Annotated in this window: 12 protein-coding genes; 3 read left to right on the forward strand and 9 right to left on the reverse strand. The window is 72.3% G+C overall.

What is annotated here, in order from left to right; all coding sequences use genetic code 11:
* Positions 1 to 143: 143 nt before the first annotated feature.
* Complete coding sequence (locus tag ACFPL3_RS06725; RefSeq protein ID WP_343939075.1) at positions 144 to 1,367, forward strand: class I SAM-dependent methyltransferase; 1,224 nt, start codon at positions 144 to 146, stop codon at positions 1,365 to 1,367.
* Position 1,368: 1 nt separating this feature from the next.
* On the forward strand, positions 1,369 to 2,664 hold the full coding sequence (locus ACFPL3_RS06730) for a glutamate-1-semialdehyde 2,1-aminomutase (RefSeq protein WP_379588554.1): 1,296 nt from the start codon (positions 1,369 to 1,371) through the stop codon (positions 2,662 to 2,664).
* Positions 2,665 to 2,720: 56 nt separating this feature from the next.
* Here ACFPL3_RS06730 and ACFPL3_RS06735 read toward each other — a convergent pair whose 3' ends face one another.
* Both ACFPL3_RS06735 and ACFPL3_RS06740 read right to left on the reverse strand, forming a co-directional pair.
* Complete coding sequence (locus tag ACFPL3_RS06735; RefSeq protein ID WP_343946713.1) at positions 2,721 to 4,010, reverse strand: apiosidase-like domain-containing protein; 1,290 nt, start codon at positions 4,008 to 4,010, stop codon at positions 2,721 to 2,723.
* Positions 4,011 to 4,129: 119 nt separating this feature from the next.
* Positions 4,130 to 5,473, reverse strand: coding sequence for a polysaccharide pyruvyl transferase family protein (locus tag ACFPL3_RS06740; RefSeq protein ID WP_343946714.1), 1,344 nt, complete (start codon positions 5,471 to 5,473; stop codon positions 4,130 to 4,132).
* 181 nt (positions 5,474 to 5,654) lie between these two features.
* Here ACFPL3_RS06740 and ACFPL3_RS06745 point away from each other — a divergent pair, with 181 nt between their 5' ends.
* Positions 5,655 to 7,166, forward strand: coding sequence for a lipopolysaccharide biosynthesis protein (locus tag ACFPL3_RS06745; RefSeq protein WP_343946715.1), 1,512 nt, complete (start codon positions 5,655 to 5,657; stop codon positions 7,164 to 7,166).
* Here ACFPL3_RS06745 and ACFPL3_RS06750 read toward each other — a convergent pair.
* The 7 genes from ACFPL3_RS06750 to ACFPL3_RS06780 form a co-directional block, all read right to left on the reverse strand.
* On the reverse strand, positions 7,145 to 8,188 hold the full coding sequence (locus ACFPL3_RS06750; RefSeq protein WP_343946716.1) for a glycosyltransferase family 2 protein: 1,044 nt from the start codon (positions 8,186 to 8,188) through the stop codon (positions 7,145 to 7,147). The two genes, ACFPL3_RS06745 and ACFPL3_RS06750, sit on opposite strands and share 22 nt — an antisense overlap.
* Positions 8,189 to 8,200: 12 nt before the next feature.
* Positions 8,201 to 9,562, reverse strand: coding sequence for a nucleotide sugar dehydrogenase (locus ACFPL3_RS06755; RefSeq protein ID WP_343946717.1), 1,362 nt, complete (start codon positions 9,560 to 9,562; stop codon positions 8,201 to 8,203).
* Positions 9,525 to 10,355, reverse strand: coding sequence for a polysaccharide lyase family 20 protein (locus ACFPL3_RS06760; RefSeq protein WP_343946718.1), 831 nt, complete (start codon positions 10,353 to 10,355; stop codon positions 9,525 to 9,527). Before ACFPL3_RS06760 ends, ACFPL3_RS06755 begins: the two co-directional genes overlap by 38 nt.
* Complete coding sequence (locus ACFPL3_RS06765; RefSeq protein WP_343946719.1) at positions 10,352 to 12,346, reverse strand: alginate lyase family protein; 1,995 nt, start codon at positions 12,344 to 12,346, stop codon at positions 10,352 to 10,354. The genes ACFPL3_RS06760 and ACFPL3_RS06765 overlap by 4 nt, the downstream gene beginning before the upstream one ends.
* Before the next feature lie 101 nt (positions 12,347 to 12,447).
* Positions 12,448 to 13,668 (reverse strand): glycosyltransferase family 4 protein, encoded by a 1,221-nt coding sequence (locus ACFPL3_RS06770; RefSeq protein ID WP_343946720.1) that lies wholly within the window; start codon positions 13,666 to 13,668, stop codon positions 12,448 to 12,450.
* On the reverse strand, positions 13,665 to 15,956 hold the full coding sequence (locus tag ACFPL3_RS06775; protein ID WP_343946721.1) for a glycosyltransferase: 2,292 nt from the start codon (positions 15,954 to 15,956) through the stop codon (positions 13,665 to 13,667). The genes ACFPL3_RS06770 and ACFPL3_RS06775 overlap by 4 nt, the downstream gene beginning before the upstream one ends.
* Positions 15,953 to 16,960 (reverse strand): glycosyltransferase family 4 protein, encoded by a 1,008-nt coding sequence (locus ACFPL3_RS06780; protein WP_343946722.1) that lies wholly within the window; start codon positions 16,958 to 16,960, stop codon positions 15,953 to 15,955. Before ACFPL3_RS06780 ends, ACFPL3_RS06775 begins: the two co-directional genes overlap by 4 nt.
* Positions 16,961 to 16,995 lie beyond the last annotated feature (35 nt).

Below are 16,995 nucleotides of genomic sequence, written 5' to 3' on the forward strand. Positions count from 1 at the left end.
CCGATCGTTTTCGACGCTCTACTCGGGCCTCTCACGACGGCTGTTACAGGCGGTACCGGTCGGCCCGCCCGGGTAACGGGGTCCGGCGGACGGCCGAGTCAGCGGGCGACCACGTCCGGTCCCACCTCCCGAGGAGACGTCTGGTGAACCCCGTGTGCCGCCTGTGCGCCGCGCCGCTCACACGCACCTTCGTCGACCTCGGGATGTCGCCGCCGTGCGAGAGCTACCTGCGCCCCGACCAGCTCGACGAGCCCGAGGCGTTCCACTCCCTGCACGTCCGGATCTGCGAGCGCTGCCTTCTCGTGCAGCTGCCGGCACTCGTCGCGGCCGAGGACATCTTCACCGCCGACTACGCCTACTTCTCGTCCTACTCTGACAGCTGGGTGGCCCACGCCCGCCGCTTCGTCGAGGACATGTCGGCCCGGCTGGACCTCGGGCCGGGAAGCTTCGTCGTCGAGGCGGCGAGCAACGACGGCTACCTGCTGCAGCACGCCGTCGTGCGCGGGATCCGGGTGCTCGGCGTCGAGCCGTGCGGCGGGGTCGCGGACGCGGCGCGGGAGCGCGGGGTGCCCACGGAGCCGGTGTTCCTCGGCGAACGCACCGGCACCGACATCGCCGAACGCCACGGCCCCGCCGACCTCGTGGTGGCCAACAACGTGCTCGCCCACGTGCCCGACCTCCTCGACTTCGTGCGCGGGCTGCGCGCGCTCGTCGCGGACCGCGGGACGGTGTCCCTCGAGTTCCCGCACCTGCTGCGGCTCATCGAGGGCAGGCAGTACGACACGATCTACCACGAGCACTACTCGTACTTCACGCTGCGCACGGCCGCGGCCGCCCTCGCGACCGCCGACCTCGCGGTCGTCGACGTCGAGGAGCTGTCCACCCACGGCGGATCGCTGCGCGTGCTCGCGCGGCCGGGCACCCACCCGCCGTCCGAGGCGGTGGAGAAGGTGCTCGCGGACGAGCGCGCCGCGGGCCTGCACACCGTGGACGGGCACTCCGGGTTCGCCGGCGAGGTGCTGGAGGTGAAGGCGGGCCTGCTCGAATTCCTGCTGACGGCCGCACGATCAGGCCGGACGGTGGCCGGCTACGGCGCTCCGGGCAAGGGCAACACCCTGCTGAACCACTGCGGGATCCGCGAGGACCTGCTCCCGTTCACGGTGGACCGCAACCCGCACAAGCACGGGATGCACCTGCCCGGCACCCACATCCCGATCCACCCGCCTTCCCGGCTCGCCGAGGTGCGACCGGACGACATCCTGATCCTGCCCTGGAACCTGCGCGCCGAGATCGCCCAGCAGCTCGCCTACACGCGCGAGTGGGGCGCCCGCCTGGTCGTGCCGATCCCCCGACTGGAGTTCGTCTGAGATGTGGCTCCCCCGCTCCATCGCCCTGAACGAGCGACTGCACGCAGTGGTGCCCGGTGGCGCCCACACCTACGCCAAGGGCGACGACCAGTACCCGGAGAACCTCGCACCCGTCATCAGCCACGGCCGGGGAGCCCACGTCTGGGACGTCGACGGAAACCGGTACATCGAATACGGCTCCGGACTGCGCGCCGTCTCACTCGGCCACGCCCACCCCCGCGTCCTCGACGCCGTCCGCGCCGAGCTCACCAAGGGCACCAACTTCGTCCGGCCAGCCGCCATCGAGGTGGAGGCCGCCGAACGCTTCCTCGCCACCGTGCCCACCGCGGAGATGGTCAAGTTCACCAAGAACGGATCCGACGCCACCACCGCCGCCGTACGCCTGGCCCGCGCCCACACCGGCCGCACCACCATCGCACTGTGCGCCGACCACCCCTTCTTCTCCACCGACGACTGGTTCATCGCCGGCACCCCCATGTCAGCCGGCATCCCCACCCAGGACGTCGTCCGCTTCCCCTACGGCGACCTCGACGCACTGTCGACGCTGCTCGACCAGCACGACATCGCCGCGATCATCCTCGAAGCCGCCACCCAGACCGAACCACCCGCCGGATACCTCCACGGCGTCCGTGACCTCGCCACCCGCCACGGCGCCGTCCTCGTCCTCGACGAAATGATCACCGGATTCCGCTGGTCCGAACACGGCGCACAACACGTCTACGACATCACCCCCGACCTCTCCACCTTCGGCAAAGCCCTCGGCAACGGATTCGCCGTCTCCGCGCTCGCCGGCAAACGCGAACTCATGGAACGCGGCGGGCTGCGCACCGACCACGACCGCGTCTTCCTGCTCTCCACCACCCACGGCGCCGAAACCCACTCCCTCGCCGCCGCCATGGCCGTCATCGACACCTACCTCGAAGAAGCCACCACCGAACGACTCCACGCCCTCGGCGACCACCTCGCCACCGGAGTCCGCGAAGTCACCGCCGACATCGGCGTCGCCGACCACATCCAGATCCGCGGACGAGCCTCCAACCTCGTCTTCGCCACCCTCGACCCCAACGGCAAACCCTCCCAGCCCTACCGCACCCTGTTCCTCCGCCAACTGCTCACCGGCGGCATCATCGGACCCTCGTTCGTCGTCAGCGCCGCACTCACCCACGACGACATCGACCGCACCATCGACGTCGTCGCAGGAGCCTGCACCGTCTACAAGAAGGCCCTCGACGCCGGCGACCCCACCCCCTGGATGGGCGGGCGACCCGTCAAACCCGCCTTCCGCCGCCACGTCTGAACCGCCCGCGAGGCTCGCCGGAGCGGGTCCGGGAGGCGGCCCGAGACGCGGTGCCTCTACCTCCGGAGGCGGAGCAGGAGCAGCCAGTCCTCGCCCCCGGCGGAGTTCGGGCCGGGGGTGGTGAGCGTGCCGGAGGCGTCGATCCCGGCCTCCACGGGCGGGGCGGTGGCAACGGCCGCGTCCACCCAGCGGGCGGTGGGCTGGGCGAGCGCAGCCGGGTCGACGGTGAGCGTGCGTGCCGTCGGGACGTACGCGATGAACGTGTCCCCGCCGCGGGCGGCTGTGACGTGCTCGTCGTCCATGATCCCGACATCGACCCCGGGAGCGACGTGCTCGCCGCGGCCGCCCGTGAGGATGTCCGTCGACTCATCGGGCTGGAGCGTCCACCACGCGAGTGAGGCGAACAGCTCCCGCATCCGGCTCAGCTGCGCCACCGCCGGGGTGTCGAGCCGCCCCTCCCAGCCGGGCAGGAACTCCCAGTCGTCCGAGCCGTAGAAGTAGCCCGGCGATCCGGACGTCAACGCCCAGCCCATCTGCCTGCGCAGCACCACATCGCCGGTGACGGGCGTGCCGGGCAGGTTGTTCTCGCCCTCGTAGTTCGCCTCCGACAACAGGGCCGGCAGCCGGTCCCGGCGGTAGGCGTCGAGCACGGCCCGGTAGGTGGGGAGGTAGGTGTAGACGAAGTTGAAGTCGACGCGCGGCGCCCACTGCGGGCTGTCCGTAGACACCGAGGCGGGGTAGCCGAGCTGGATGGAGAACAGCCGGTCGTCCCCCGTCGACCGGATGCCGGCGCGCACCTGCTCGAACAGCTCGTCGTGGCGGGGCGGCGAATCGTTGCGATCCGGCAGGTCGCTCGGGAAGTGATCGCCACCGGTCATCCAGACGATGTTCGGGAACTCCGCGTACCGCTCGGCCACCAGCGCGCCGTAGCGGAAGGCGTCGTCGTCCGTGGCGTCGCTGAAGGTCGTGCTCACCGTCCAGCCGTCGATCGGGTACAGGAACAGGGTGTTGCCGTGGTCGCAGGCCGCCCGGACGTACTCGTCCACCCGCGCCCAGTAGGCCTCGTTCCAGCGCGTGACGTCGCCGTCCTCGAACGGCAGGATCCCGTCGTAGGTGCGACCGTCGTCGTCCGGGCCGCCGTTGGCGCTCGCACCGACCAGCGAGATGATCGACGCGTTGAACCCGCGCGCCTCACGGTCGGCGAAGTACGACTCCGCCTGCTCGGGCGACCAGCGCACCATGCCCGCCCACGGGGAATCGCCGAACACCAGGAGCGGAGCACCGTGCTGGTCGGTGAAGTACCGCCCGCTCGCGTCGACCGCGCTGACGTACCTGTGTTCCTGCATTGCCGCCCCGTCGCATGGCATCTGCGGTAGCGCCCCGACCGGCGCAGGCGCCGGCATGCACGCGGCCAGACCGACGACCAGCGCCGACCAGCCGGAAACGAGCGCGGAACGCACCGGCCTCAGGGTATCGGCGCCCCGTCGACGAGCGAGAAGACCCGCTCGTACGCCGCTCGGCCGAGCTCGATCTGCGCGCTCGCCCGCTCGCGCAACCCGGACCGGAGCTCCGGGGCGCGCTCCCACGCCGCCCGCGCCGCCGATGCGACCCGGCCCTCGAGCTCGGAATCGTCCAGGCGGACGAGCTCCAGGCCCTCACCACCGAACATCGCTGTGAGCCCGAGGAGCTTGTCGTCGTAGTAGCGAGACGACGAGAGCCCGACCACGGGGATGCCCTGCGCGAGCGCGAACACCGCCAGGTGGTAAGCGCCGGTGACCACCACGCGGCAGCGCCCCACCCGGCGCGCGACGTCCTCGGGTGTGGTGAACCGCCCCTGCACCGGGGCGACATCGGGGTAGGGGGCCACGAGCGGCAGGGTGGAACGGCGGTCCTCGCCCCCCTGCTCGGAGATGACGAGCGGCGCCAGCCGGGCCGCGAATCCGCCCGCCACCGCGCGGACCGCCCGGCCGACGGCCTCCTGGGCCCGGGCACCCACGGGCGAGTAGCCGGCGACGCGCAGGCACACGCCCAGCGCGGTACCCGGCGCGTCCTGACGGACCCCGTACGCGAGCTCGATCGCGTCATCACCGCTGACGACGATGCGTCCGGTGGGCACGCCCAGGCCGGCGAGCAGGTCGGGACCCACCCGGTCCTCCCGTAGCGCGATCACGTCCACCCCCGGGAGCACCGCCGCGGCCCGCTCCCGCAACGCGGGGTCGGTCAACGGGCCGAGTCCCTGCCCGACCATCGCGGTGGGGATGCCGTGCCGGACTCCGTAGCTCAGCAGGTCGAGCGTGCGGTGGAACTGCCACGGGTCGACGTCGTTCATGTAGCCGCCACCGATCGCGAGGACGAGCGATGCCTCCCGCAGAGCGGCGGCCACCGCGGGGCGGGTGGAGATGTCGGGCCCGGTGCCGTCGGGTTCACCGGCATCGGCGGGCTCGGCATACGGGGCCCGCTCCGGTCGGCCGCGTAGACGCCGCACGACGGCCCGCAAGTCCTCACGGGCCCGCAGCGACGCCACCGAGGCGAACCCGGCCACGCCCGGCCCGAGCCGCGACCCCGCAGCGGCGAGTGGCTCTGCGAGCACCCTGGGAAGCCGACCGTCGGAAATCGGCCGCACATCCCGGTGGTAGGCCTGCAGCAGGGTCGGAGCGCTGGTCATCACGTGCACGACCGCGTCAGGCCAGCGCTCCCGCACACGGCCCAGCGTGACCGTGAGCATGGCGAGGTCGCCGATGTTGCGCATCCAGTGCTCGCCGTTCTGCACGACGATGTGGACGGGCGCGTCGGGCCCTGATCTTGTCATCGGACTCCCAAAAGTTCGGGTCAGCTCACCCCCGGACCGGGGGATACTCGCTCCGCACCCGAAGGTGTTAACCGGCGGGGCGGTGACGTGCGGCCCGCCCCGGAGCTAACGCCGGAGGCCGCTGCGGCGACCTTGTAGCGAGCGCCGAGCCGGCGCGCCCCACGACACCTCGAGGGAGCAGGTGAACGCACCGCAGCCGGGCAGCACGCAGCTGCGGAGGAAGCTCACGCGGGTGGCGACGGCCTCCACAGGCGCGCAGGCCATCACGCAGACCGTCTCCCTCCTGCAGACGGTGGTGATCGCGCGCCTGCTGAGCCCGGTCGAGGTCGGAATCTTCGCGGCCGGCACGGTGCTCACGGCGCTCCTCGTCGACGTCTCGGAGGGCGGGCTGCGGGCGGCGCTGGTGAACCGGCAGCGCGACGTGCAGGCCGCGGCGGAGACGGTGTTCTGGGCCACTCTGGTGAGCGGGGTGCTCATCAGCCTCGGGGCACTCGCGGCCGCACCGGTGATCGGCCTCGTGTTCGGCGACCCGACCGTGGGGCTCGTCGCGGCCGCGTCCGCCGGGGGTCTGCTGCTCCACTCCCTCACGAACGTGCCCGAGGCGCTACTGCAGCGTGAGTTCAGCGTGGCGCGCAACATCGTGCTCGCCCCGGCGGTCTCGCTCGCGTTCGCCGTGGTGGCGGTGACGTGCGCCCTGCTGGGATTCGGGGTCTGGAGCCTCGTGATCGGCACCTACGCGTCATCGGTCACGCTGCTCGTGGGCGTCTGGGTACTGGTCTCGTGGCGTCCGGGGCGGGCGAAGGCGTCGTTCCCGATGTGGCGCCAGTTGGCGCGATACGGCTACCCGCTGCTGATCGACCACGTCGCCAGCCAGGTGCGGACCACCACGGAGCCGGTGGTGATCGGCCGACTCCTCGACACCGCAGCGCTCGGCTTCTACCGCTACGGATTGCGGATCGCCCGGCTCCCGGTGAACGTGATGATCGGGGTGGTTGCCTACGCCCTCTTCCCGGCGTTCTCCCACATCGCAGCCGACCCGGGCCGGCTGCGCCAGACCTACCTGAAGGCCCTGCGCTGGGTCACCTTCTGTGCCGCGCCGGTGTCCGGCCTCATGCTCGCGGTCGGCGAGCCCGCGGCCGTCGTGGTACTGGGCGAGCCGTGGCGGCAGGCCGGGGTCGTGCTGGTCGCCATGGCAGGGCTCGGGATCGGCAAGGCGTTCGCGTCGGTCAGCGAGGAGGCGATCAAGGGCTGCGGTCGTACAGCACTGATCAACCGCGCTACCGCGGTGGAGTTCGTGCTCGGGCTGTCGCTGCTGGTCCTGATCGTGCCGTTCGGCCTTGCCGGGGTGGGCCTGGCGATCTCGACGTCAGCGGTGGTCGTGGGTGTCCTCTGCCTCGCGCTGGCCCGCTCCGCACTGGGTGTGTCCGCAGGGCAGATCGCCCGCGCGACGCTGCCCTCAGTGCTGGCCAGCCTCGCCGCCACGGCGGCGGTGGCCGCCCTCGAGCGGTTCGTCCTGAACTCCGACAGCCAGGACACGGTCGTCGCCGTGGCCTTCCTCGGGCTCGACGCCGCAGCTTTTCTGGTGTCGTACGTGGCGGTGCTCGCGGTGCTCGCGCCCTCGATGGCGGCCACGGTCTGGCACGTGGGCCGGTCCCGGTTGCCCGGGCGCGGTCAGCGCTCGCCGACCGGCTGACGCTCACTCACCGGCTGACGCTCCCGCAGTGCCGCCACCCTGGCCAGCAGACGCGACGCCGCACGCGTGGCCCGCAGCTTGAGCGGACGGAGCACCCGCAGGGCGCCCGGCGCCACTGTGACCCCGGCGAGGACGGCCCCGCCACGCAACGTGCGCCGCTGTCTGTAGGCCGTGCGGGCGGCTGCACGGGCCGCGGCAATGTCGCCGTGCACGAACGCCCACCGGGCCCGCCGCAGCGCCTGTTCGTAGCGGAAGGCGCGAACCCGGCGGTCGAGCAGCTCCAAAGTCGCCGGGTCGCCGTACGCGTGGGCCGCTTCGCTGTAGACCCGTTCGCAGGCCGCCTCGAACGCCTCCACGCCACTCGGGTCGCGCGAGGCCGAATCGTCGCGCATCCGGTAGCGCGTGAGCCGCTCGGGCAGCACCCGGATGTCGTGACCCGCGACGATGAGGCGCAGGTAGAGCGCGATGTCCTCGACGAGGTCGGAGCCGGGCGCGTACCCGCCCGCGGCGAGCCAGGCCTCTCGCCGGAACGCCGCGAAGTACGGGATCACATCGTGCTCACCGATCATGTCGGCGAGGGTGAGCCGGTGCTCCAGCCCGAGGCGCTTGCGCAGGAACGGAGTGGTGAGGTCGGGCGGGTCACCGTCCCGGAACACGCCGGCGTCACAGGAGAGCACGTCGATCTCGGGTCTGCGGTCCAGCACCTCGGCCATTCGCGCGCAGAACGCGGGGGTCAGCAGGTCGTCGCTGTCGAGCGGTACCAGGTAGCGGCCCGACGACGCCGCGACCGCGGACCCGATGCCACCGATCAGCCTGCTGTTCTGCTGGCGCACCAGGCGGACACGGCGATCATCCCGGTATCGCTCGACGATCGCGGCGATCTCATCCGACGGCCCGTTGTCGACAACGATCATCTCCCAGTCGGGCATGGTCTGTGCGACTACCGAGTCGATCGTCTCGGCCAAGTACTCCTCGCAGCGGTAGGCCGAGCACAGGATGCTGAACACGGGTCGGTCGGGCACACGCACCTCTCGCTACCAGCAGATTCCGATGTAGTTCTCGTCGCCACGACGCGGCGCGGCGTCTGGCAGGCGTACGAGGTCGATGACCGGGCGGTCGTCGATGCGGGCCACCGACTCGGCGATCTCCGGTGTCGCAGCACCGACGACGAGCACCTCGCCGTGAGCAACGACCTCGGCGAGATCGTCGGTGAGCAGCCGGTCGATGTGCGGGAGGTGCTCGGCGATGTGCTTGCGGTTCGCTCCGGTCAGGCGCGAGAGCGAGACGTTGGCGTCGTGGATGCGCAGGTCGTACCCCTTGCCGATGAGCCGCTCGGCGAGCTCGACCAGCGGGCTCTCCCGCAAGTCGTCGGTACCCGCCTTGAACGACAGGCCGAGCAGGGCGACGCGGCGGCGCCCGCACGCGACCACCAGGTCCACCGCCCGGCGCACGTGGGCCTCATTGGCAGGGATGAGACCCGCGAGCAGCGGGATGTCGACGCTGCGACGCCGCGCAAGGTCCACGAGTGCGCGCACGTCCTTCGGCAGGCAGGAACCCCCGAAGGCGAAACCGGGGCGCAGGTAGGCCGCGCTCAGGTTGAGCTTGGTGTCCGCCAGGAAGATGTCCATGACGCGGTGCGAGTCCAGCCCGGCGGACCGGCAGACCGCTCCGATCTCGTTCCCGAACGCCACCTTCACCGCGTGGAAAGCGTTGTCGACGTACTTCGACATCTCGGCCACGGCGATCGGCACGCGGAACAGCGGCCCCGGGACGTCCGCGTAGAGGCCGGCGACGACGTCGCCGCTGCGCGGGTCGAGCTCGCCCACCACCGTCTTGGGCGGCGACGCGAAATCGCGCACGCTCGACCCCTCGCGCAGGTACTCGGGGTTGACGCAGACACCGAAGTGCACGCCGGCACGCCGGCCCGAGGCACGCTCCAGCGCGGGCACGAGGACGCCTTCGCAGGTTCCGGGCGTCATCGTGCTGCGGAAGACCACCACGTGCCACCCCGGCTTCGCCGCGAGGGCGGTGCCGATCTGCGCGCACGCGCGTTCCAGGTACTCGGTGGACAGGCTGCCGTCGCGGGCCGACGGGGTGCCGACGCACACGAGCGTGACGTCGGTGGCCGAGATCGCATCAACCACGTCGTCGGTGATTCGCAGCTTCCCGGAGCGCACGACGTCGGCGACGATCCCGTCGATCCGCTCCTCGACGATCGGCGAGCGCCCCGTACGGAGCAGGGCGGCCTTCTGCTCGTCGACGTCGACGCCGACGACGCGGTGGCCGCGCGCGGCGAAGCACGCCGCGGAGACGCAGCCGACGTAGCCGAGGCCGATGACGGAGAGCGCCGGGAGCGGCTCAGCCGGTGGCCTGCCCGGTCGCGGGTTGGTAGGCACGCTCCACCACCTCCCTGGTCGTTCCGATCCGCCACTCGTCGAAGACGATCCGACCGACGGAGTCGATCGTGCGGTCGCGGTAGTACCCGGTCTTCACGGAGCTGCGCGCCGAGCCGTCGTCCGGGTTGACGTACATCGTGCCGCCGGGCGGGGAGTACTTGGGGAGCATGAGCTGCCCGTCGCGCCAGACCTCGACGAAGCCGACCGCCGGGTCTGGCGAGAACCGGACGTGCAGCAGCCAGTCGTTCCAGCGGCCGGTGGCGGCCTCCCCGACCGGGATGCTGAAGGTCCGCGGACCGTCTGGGTGGCCGTACCCGCCGTCGATCTGGAAGGCGCCCTCCTGCACCCCGAGCTCCAGCGGGGGCGAGCCGTCGAAGTTCTGCTTGAACTGGGTGATCGTCTGGAACTCGGAGTAGTTCACAGGGAACCCTTCGAGTAGGTACGTCGAGAACGTGAACCAGAGGTCCTCGCCGGATTCGATCTCGCGGAACTTCGGCTCCAGTTCGTTGCGCGAGCCGCAGCAGATGCCGTCATCGGGTCCGGTGGTGCGCACGATCGCCAGCTCGACGGCGTAGCGACCGCCGCGCACCGGCTCCTCGACGACCTCCGGGGGTGGTCCGCCGACCCGGTTCCACGGCGTGTCCATGAACTGGGAGAGGTCACCCGTCTCGAGGTCTCCGGTCCACAGCAGCAACGCCGACGCGGGGATCTGCGGGGCATCGGAGGGCTCCTCCGCGCTGCATGCGGCCAGGAAGGCCAGCGCGAGCAGCGCGGGGGCAAGCCGGCGCCTCACGTGCACACCAGGAGCTCGGAAGAAACCGCGCCCGGGGTGCGCGGGTCGACCCGCACCACCGTCCGAGTGTGGCCATCGGTCCACGTCACTTCCACCTCACCCGTTCCCTTCCGGGCGACCGAGAGCCCGTCCACTGCCTGCGCGTGATCACCCATGGGGCACAGCATCGTCGCGATCGCCACGGGGCACCGGGTACGTTCCACCACCGAACCGACCAGCCATGCGGGCTCCCGGTGCTCGAACCGGTCGGACCACCAGCCGAGCCCGTCGTCGGCTCCTCGTACGCGATACGGAGAGCCGGGCACGGTGCTCGCACTCACCACCTGCAGCACCGGCACCCCGTCGCGGCGCGCCAGGTGCCCGGCCGCCAGCTCCTCTATCTCGAGGTCGGGGTGGAGCGGCCAGCAGGTCCGGATGCGGTGGTGACCGTCTCCCTCCAGCAGGTCGAGGACGAGCACCCGCTCGCGGCCCGGTGGGGCCACGAGGTAGCGGCGGTGGGTCACCGGGGCGTCGAGCCTGCGGTACCCGTCGTGCTCGGCCTCGACGACCCCGCGCGGAAGGTCGATCGCGCGCACGGTGGTGCGTGCGTGGCGGGTCCAGAGGAACGGCCCGCCCGCCACGGACTGGTCGAGGTCGTCCACGGCCACGGTGGCGTGCATCCGGGTGCTGCGGAAGGCGCGGCGCCAGGTCGGCTCGGCGTAGTAGCTGCCGGTGCCGGGGTCACCCACGAGGTCGTGCCCGTCCGCCGCGAGCGTGACGGAGAGCGCGTCGGCGTGCCCGTGGGCGGCGAGCGACAGGTATCCGAGCGGACCCACGTCCATCGTGATCCGCCGCCCACCCCCGCGCAGGACGACCAGGCCGCCGTGCGGCGCGTACCAGTCCCCGGCGCGGGGACGCACGACCGGCCGCGACCCGGCTGTGGGCGCGGTGAGCCAGCGCGCGGCCAGGTCATCGGGGGCGCCGTCGACCAGCGCGAGGTGGCGGGCGAGTTCGGCGACCGGTTCGGGGTGCAGGCGCAGGGCGAACCCGCCGTCCTCGTCGCCGTAGCGAGGCAGTGGGTCACCGCCGGCGGTGAGACCAGCGAGGAAGTTGCCGCTGCGCCGGACAGCCGCGTCGAGCGCGGGAGGTGGCTGGTCCCCGCGCAGCCGCAGGAGCGCGGCCGGTATGAGCAGCAGCTGCGCGCTGAAGATCAAGTAGAGCGACGACTGCTCGGCACCGGCCCCATCGGGCAGGATCTGCCGCTCGGCCTCGCGGGCGAGTGCGTCAAGGGCGGCCTGCTCTCGGCGGCGGGCCCCGGGCAGCTCGGGGTACAGGATCGCGACGGTGGCGGCGCCAGCCAGCTCGCCGAGCAGGTGGTTGTTGGCCGAGCTGAACCGGGAGCGCTCGCGCCAGCACATGTCGGCGCTCTCGGCGAGCATCGTGGCGATCCGTCGGTACCGCTGCGCGGTCATCGCCGGCGCGTTCCGCAGGCCCTGCACCGCGACGGCCACCGACATGGCGCGCAGCCCGGCCTCGAACCCGCCGCGCCACGCGATGCCGCGCCCGGTCGGGTTCTGGTCGAGCCAGCCGTCGAGCTGGTCGAGCGCCGCGCCGGCGTACCGGTCGTCACCGGTGAAGAGCCACGCCTGCGCCAACCAGGGCAGGTGCTGCAGCCGGTTGAGCTCCCAGATCCACTTCGGGTCGCCGCAGGTGCGGTGGTTGATGCGCGCGGCGGGCCGGTCCGGCCACCTGAGCCCGGTGCGCGGGTCGAGGCTCCAGTCGACGGGGCCGGGGAAACGGACCGGGTCCTGGCCGAAGAACGCGAACACGCCGTTGAGCACGTCGTCGGCCGCCCTGACGACCTCGCGCACCTGGTCAGGCATGTCCCGGACAATCGACGCCGCCCGCGCGGCGTCGAGCACGACCGGCCGGTCGCGGGCCTGGCGGAAGTCGTCGAACGCGAGCTCCCAGATCGGGATGGCACGCGCCCGTGACCCGGCGCGACCGGCCACGCCGCGCGCAACCCCCCGCGCAGCTGTTGCGACCCGCCAGCCGATCTCAGCGGGACCCATCGTGCGGGCCCGTGCCAGGTACCAACCCAGGGTGCCCATCGTCACCGTCCCCCACGGGCAGGGCGCGGAGCCACGACCCGCGCATAGAAATCCTTCAGATTCCGCTCCGCGATCTCCCACGACAGCTCGCCCGCCACCCTGGCCCGGCCCCGCTCGCCCATCCGCACCCGCCTGCCCGGGTCGCCGAGCAGTTCGTCGACGAGTTTCGCGAACGCGAGCTCGTCTCCGTCCGGCGCGTACACCGCTGCGCCGCCTGCGGTCACCCGCGTCTCGACCAGGTCGAACGACACGATCGGACGGCCGATCGACATGTACTCGACGATCTTGTTCATCGAGGACACGTCGTTGAGGGGGGTGCGCGGGTCCGGAGCGAGGCACACGTCGGCCGTCGACAGGCAGCGCCGCACGAACTCGTCGGGCACCCGCCCGGTGAACTCCACGCAGTCGTCGAGGCCGAGCTCGGTGCACAGCGTCCGCATGTCGTCGAAGACGTCACCGGCCCCCATGAAGATCGTGTGCACGTCGTCGCGCCCGAGGTCGTGTCGCAGGTGCGCCAGCGCACGCAACGCACCGTCGATGCCGTCCTGGGGGCCCATCACGCCCAGGTAGGCGGCGAGGTGGGGCCGGCCCCGGCGAAGCGCTGGATCGGGTGGCAGCGGCGCGAAGCGCTCCGGTGCGGGTGCGCTGCGCACGACCTGTACCCGGTCGGGTGCTTTGCGGCCGCGTGCGATCGCCACCCGCCGGTAGCTCTCGTTCGTGCTGATGACCGCGTCGGCGAGGGCGTAGGTGAGCCGCTCGCAGAACAGGGCCAGCCACAGCAGCCACCGCTCACCCCGCGGGAAGCGCGACCGGAACAGCTCGGGAACGAGGTCGTGCTGGTCGAAGACGAATCGCGCCCCGAGGAGTTTGAGCGGCAGGACCGCCGGCAGCAGGAGGTCGGGCGGGTTGCACGCGTGCACGACGTCGACAGGGCCCTCCCGCCGCACCCGCACCGCGAGCCGCGTTGTGTGCCACAGCGCGGCGCCGTATTCGCGCACGTAGCCCGCAGGACCGCCCGTGGCAGCCCGCAACGGGTAACGCAGGATCCGGACGCCGTCGAGCACCACCTCGGCCTCCTCGTCGCGGCCTTCGCCACGCGGGCAGACGACGACGACGTCGTACCCGTCGTCGACGAGCGCCCGGCACTCCTGCCAGACCCGCCGGTCGAAGGGCACCGAGAGGTTCTCGACGAGCACGAGCACCCGCGGCCTGCGCCCGCTCATCGCGCGATCCCGACGAAGAGCCGCTGGTAGCCCCGCACCGTGTCCTCGATCGAGAACTCCTGCTCCGCACGGGCCCGCGCCCGGGCACCCATCGCGCGACGCAGGTCCGGGTCGGCGATCAGCCGTTCCAGCCGCTCGGCCAGGGCATGCTCGTCGCCGACCGGGACGACGAACCCTTGTTCGGCGTCGGCCACCAGGTCTCGAACAGCGCCGCAGTCGGTGGCGACGACGGGCAGGCCCGCGGCCATCGCCTCCAACACGGCGAGCGGGGCCCCCTCGTGCACCGAGGACAGACAGGACACGTCGAATGCCGGCAGGATCTGCGGCACGTCGCTGCGCAGACCCGTGAATAGCACCCGGTCGGTGAGTTCGAGCTCGTCGACGAGGCCGCGCACCCGCTGCTCCTCCTCGCCGTCGCCCACCACCACCAGCCGCAGCCGCGGGTGTGCCGGGGCGAGCGACGCGACAGCCCGGACCAGCACGCCGTGCGCCTTCTGCGGGCGCAGGATGGCGACGATCCCCACCACCACGTCCTCTGGGGCGAGGCCGAGACGGGAGCGGGCCGCGGCCCGGTCGGACTGCGTCGGCGCAGGCGGGAGTGCGATCCCGTTCGGGATCACCACTTCGCGCGTGCGCCGCCACGAAAAGCGGCCGACGCCCTCTTCGTCGTGCAGGTACCGCCCCTGGCTGGGTGCCAGCAGCACCAGGGCCCGCGCCAGGAAAAGGGTCTCGACGACCCCGCGGGGGAGCACCCGCTTCCCGACCGCGACGAGGTCCATGTCGTGGGCGGCCACGATGTGCGCCGCTCCGGCGAGCACGGCCGCGATGCGGCCGAGCACTAACGCGGCGCGGTGGTAGTGGGTGAGCAGGACGACGTCGGTGCCGGTGTCCCGCAGCAGGCGCACCAGACGTGCGAGCGTGGTGTGGTCGAACCGCCCACTACGCTCGAGGCAGTCGACCGGAACTCCCGCGGCCTCGAAGTCGGCGGCCATCTCTCCCCGGCGCCGCAGGCAGATCAACCGCGGCTCCACCACCGACCGGTCGACGGTGCGGCAGAGCTCCAGCAGCAGGTTCTCCGCGCCGCCCACCGTCACCTCGTCCTGCAGGATGGCCACCCGGACCGGCCGGGCCGGGCGCGTGCGGCCCGCAGTGCGTTCGAGGGTGGAGCCGGCCTCACGCACGGACCGCTCGAGGGTGAACCGCTGCACCACCCGCTCCCGTGCTGCCCGCCCCATCACCGAGGCACGGCCGGGGTCGCGTAGGACCTTGATCAGCGCGTCGGCCGTGGCGCGCGCGTCGCGGGGCGGCACGAGGTGCCCGCCGATCCCGTCCTCGACCATCTCCGGAATGCCACCGACCTCGGTGGCTACTACCGGCACGCCGCACGCCATCGCCTCCAGGACCGCCATCGGGAAGCACTCCGTGTAGGAGGTCAGGAGGGCGACGTCCACGGTCGCGAGCAGGTGGGCGACCTCGGAGCGGGCCCCTGCGAACACGACGTGGGCTGCGATCCCGAGCTCCTGCGCCAGCTCCTCGAGCGGGCCGCGCAACGGGCCGTCGCCGATCAGCACCAGGCGGGCGTCGGGGATCTCGTCGGCTACCAGCTTCATCGCCCGCAAGGCTGTGGCGTGGTCCTTCTCCGGACGCAGGACCGCGAGGACCCCGACCGTCGGGCTCTCCTCGGGGATGCCGAGCACCGCCGCGGCGCGTGCCCGCTCGCCCACCCCCACGGGCCGGAACACGTCCGGGTCGACGCCGTTCTCGACTATCTCGATCTTGTCGGCCGTGAAGCCGAGCTCGTCGACGAGGTAGCCGCGCTGCGCGTCGGCCACCCCGTAGTAGGCGCCGGTGGCCGGGTCGAGGAGCCGGTAGACGGCACGCCGGACCGCACCGCGCGGGGTGATGTCGGTTGCGTTGTGCACCCACACGACCGCCCGCGGGACCCGCGTGAGCGCCGCCGCGATCCGGCCCAGGGTGTCGGCGTTGTAGCCGCGGGTGATCACCACGTCCGGCCGCTCGGCACGCATGATCCGGACCAGCTCGGCCAGCGCGCGCAACGGACGGCGGCGGCTGTGGAGGGCCCGCGCCGGCACGCCGCGCTCCGCGAGCGCCGGAAAGAGGGCTCCCTCGTCACCGATGCAGACCACAGACACGTCGAACCGAGCCGGGTCCAGCGCGGGCGCGAGCGTCACCACATGGCGCTCCGCACCGCCCGTGCCCAGGTCCGGCACGATGAACAGGATCCTCAGCGGGCCGGCCTCCCGCGCCCTGCGCCGCCACACCCTCACGGCCCGACCACCTCCTGGTAGAGCGCGTCCAGCCGATGCCAGACGACATCGACGTCGAACTCGGCGAGCGCCCGTCGGCGAGCCGCTGCACCCAGGTCCGCGCGGAGGCGGTGATCAGTGAGCACCGTGCGCAAAGCGGCCCCGAGCGCGTCGACGTCGTCGGGCGGGACGAGCAGGCCAGACCGACCGTGCTCGACGAGCTCAGGGATCCCGCCCACGTCGCTCGCCACCACGCAGACACCGCGGGCCATCGCCTCCAGCACCGCCATCGGCTGCCCCTCGTGCCGCGAGGGCAGCACGAACACGTCCGCGGAGGCGAGAAGCGTCGCCGCCTCGGGCGCCGGGAGCCATTCCCGCACCTCGGCCGACCGCTCGATCCCGAGCTTCAGGACCGAGCGCCGCGCCTCCGCCACGCGGCCGTCACCGGCCAGCGTGAGGCGGGCCGGCGCGGCACCGTGACACTCCGCCGCGAGTTTTGCCCAAGCCTCCAACAGGCAGAACGCGCCCTTGCGGTCGCCGATCGCACCCAGGAACACCACGTTCACCATGTCACCGCGCCCGGCGGCGGCGACCGCGGGCACCACGACGGCGTTGGGCACGACCTCGACCCGGGCGCCCGGCGCGATCCGGCGGACGCGGTCCGCCCACCGCTCCCCCAGCGTCAGCACGGCTGCGGATCGCACCATCACGCCGCGCACCCCTCGGCGCAGCGGGCGCGGCAACCTGTCGTGGAACTCGTCGAACCGGGAGCCGTGGACGTGCACGACCACCGGCACGCGGCACGCCCGCGCGATCCAGAAGAGCACGGCTTTGCGCACGAAGCTCCCGTGCGAGGAGGTGTGCAAGTGGACCAGGTCGGGCCGGTCGGCCAACAGGAGCCACAGGTAGCGGGGCACCGCCCCGGCGAAGGAGGCGATCTTGCGGGTCGCGCTCCCGTCACGGTGCGTGGTGACGTGGCGGATCTGCCAGCGGGCCCAGAGCGGCGTGTCCCGGATCGTCCGCACGTAGCTCGCAATGCCACCCCGAGTGGCGGTGCTCG

The organism is Pseudonocardia zijingensis (genome assembly GCF_042657305.1).
In the GTDB taxonomy this organism is placed as follows: Bacteria; Actinomycetota; Actinomycetes; order Mycobacteriales; family Pseudonocardiaceae; genus Pseudonocardia; species Pseudonocardia zijingensis.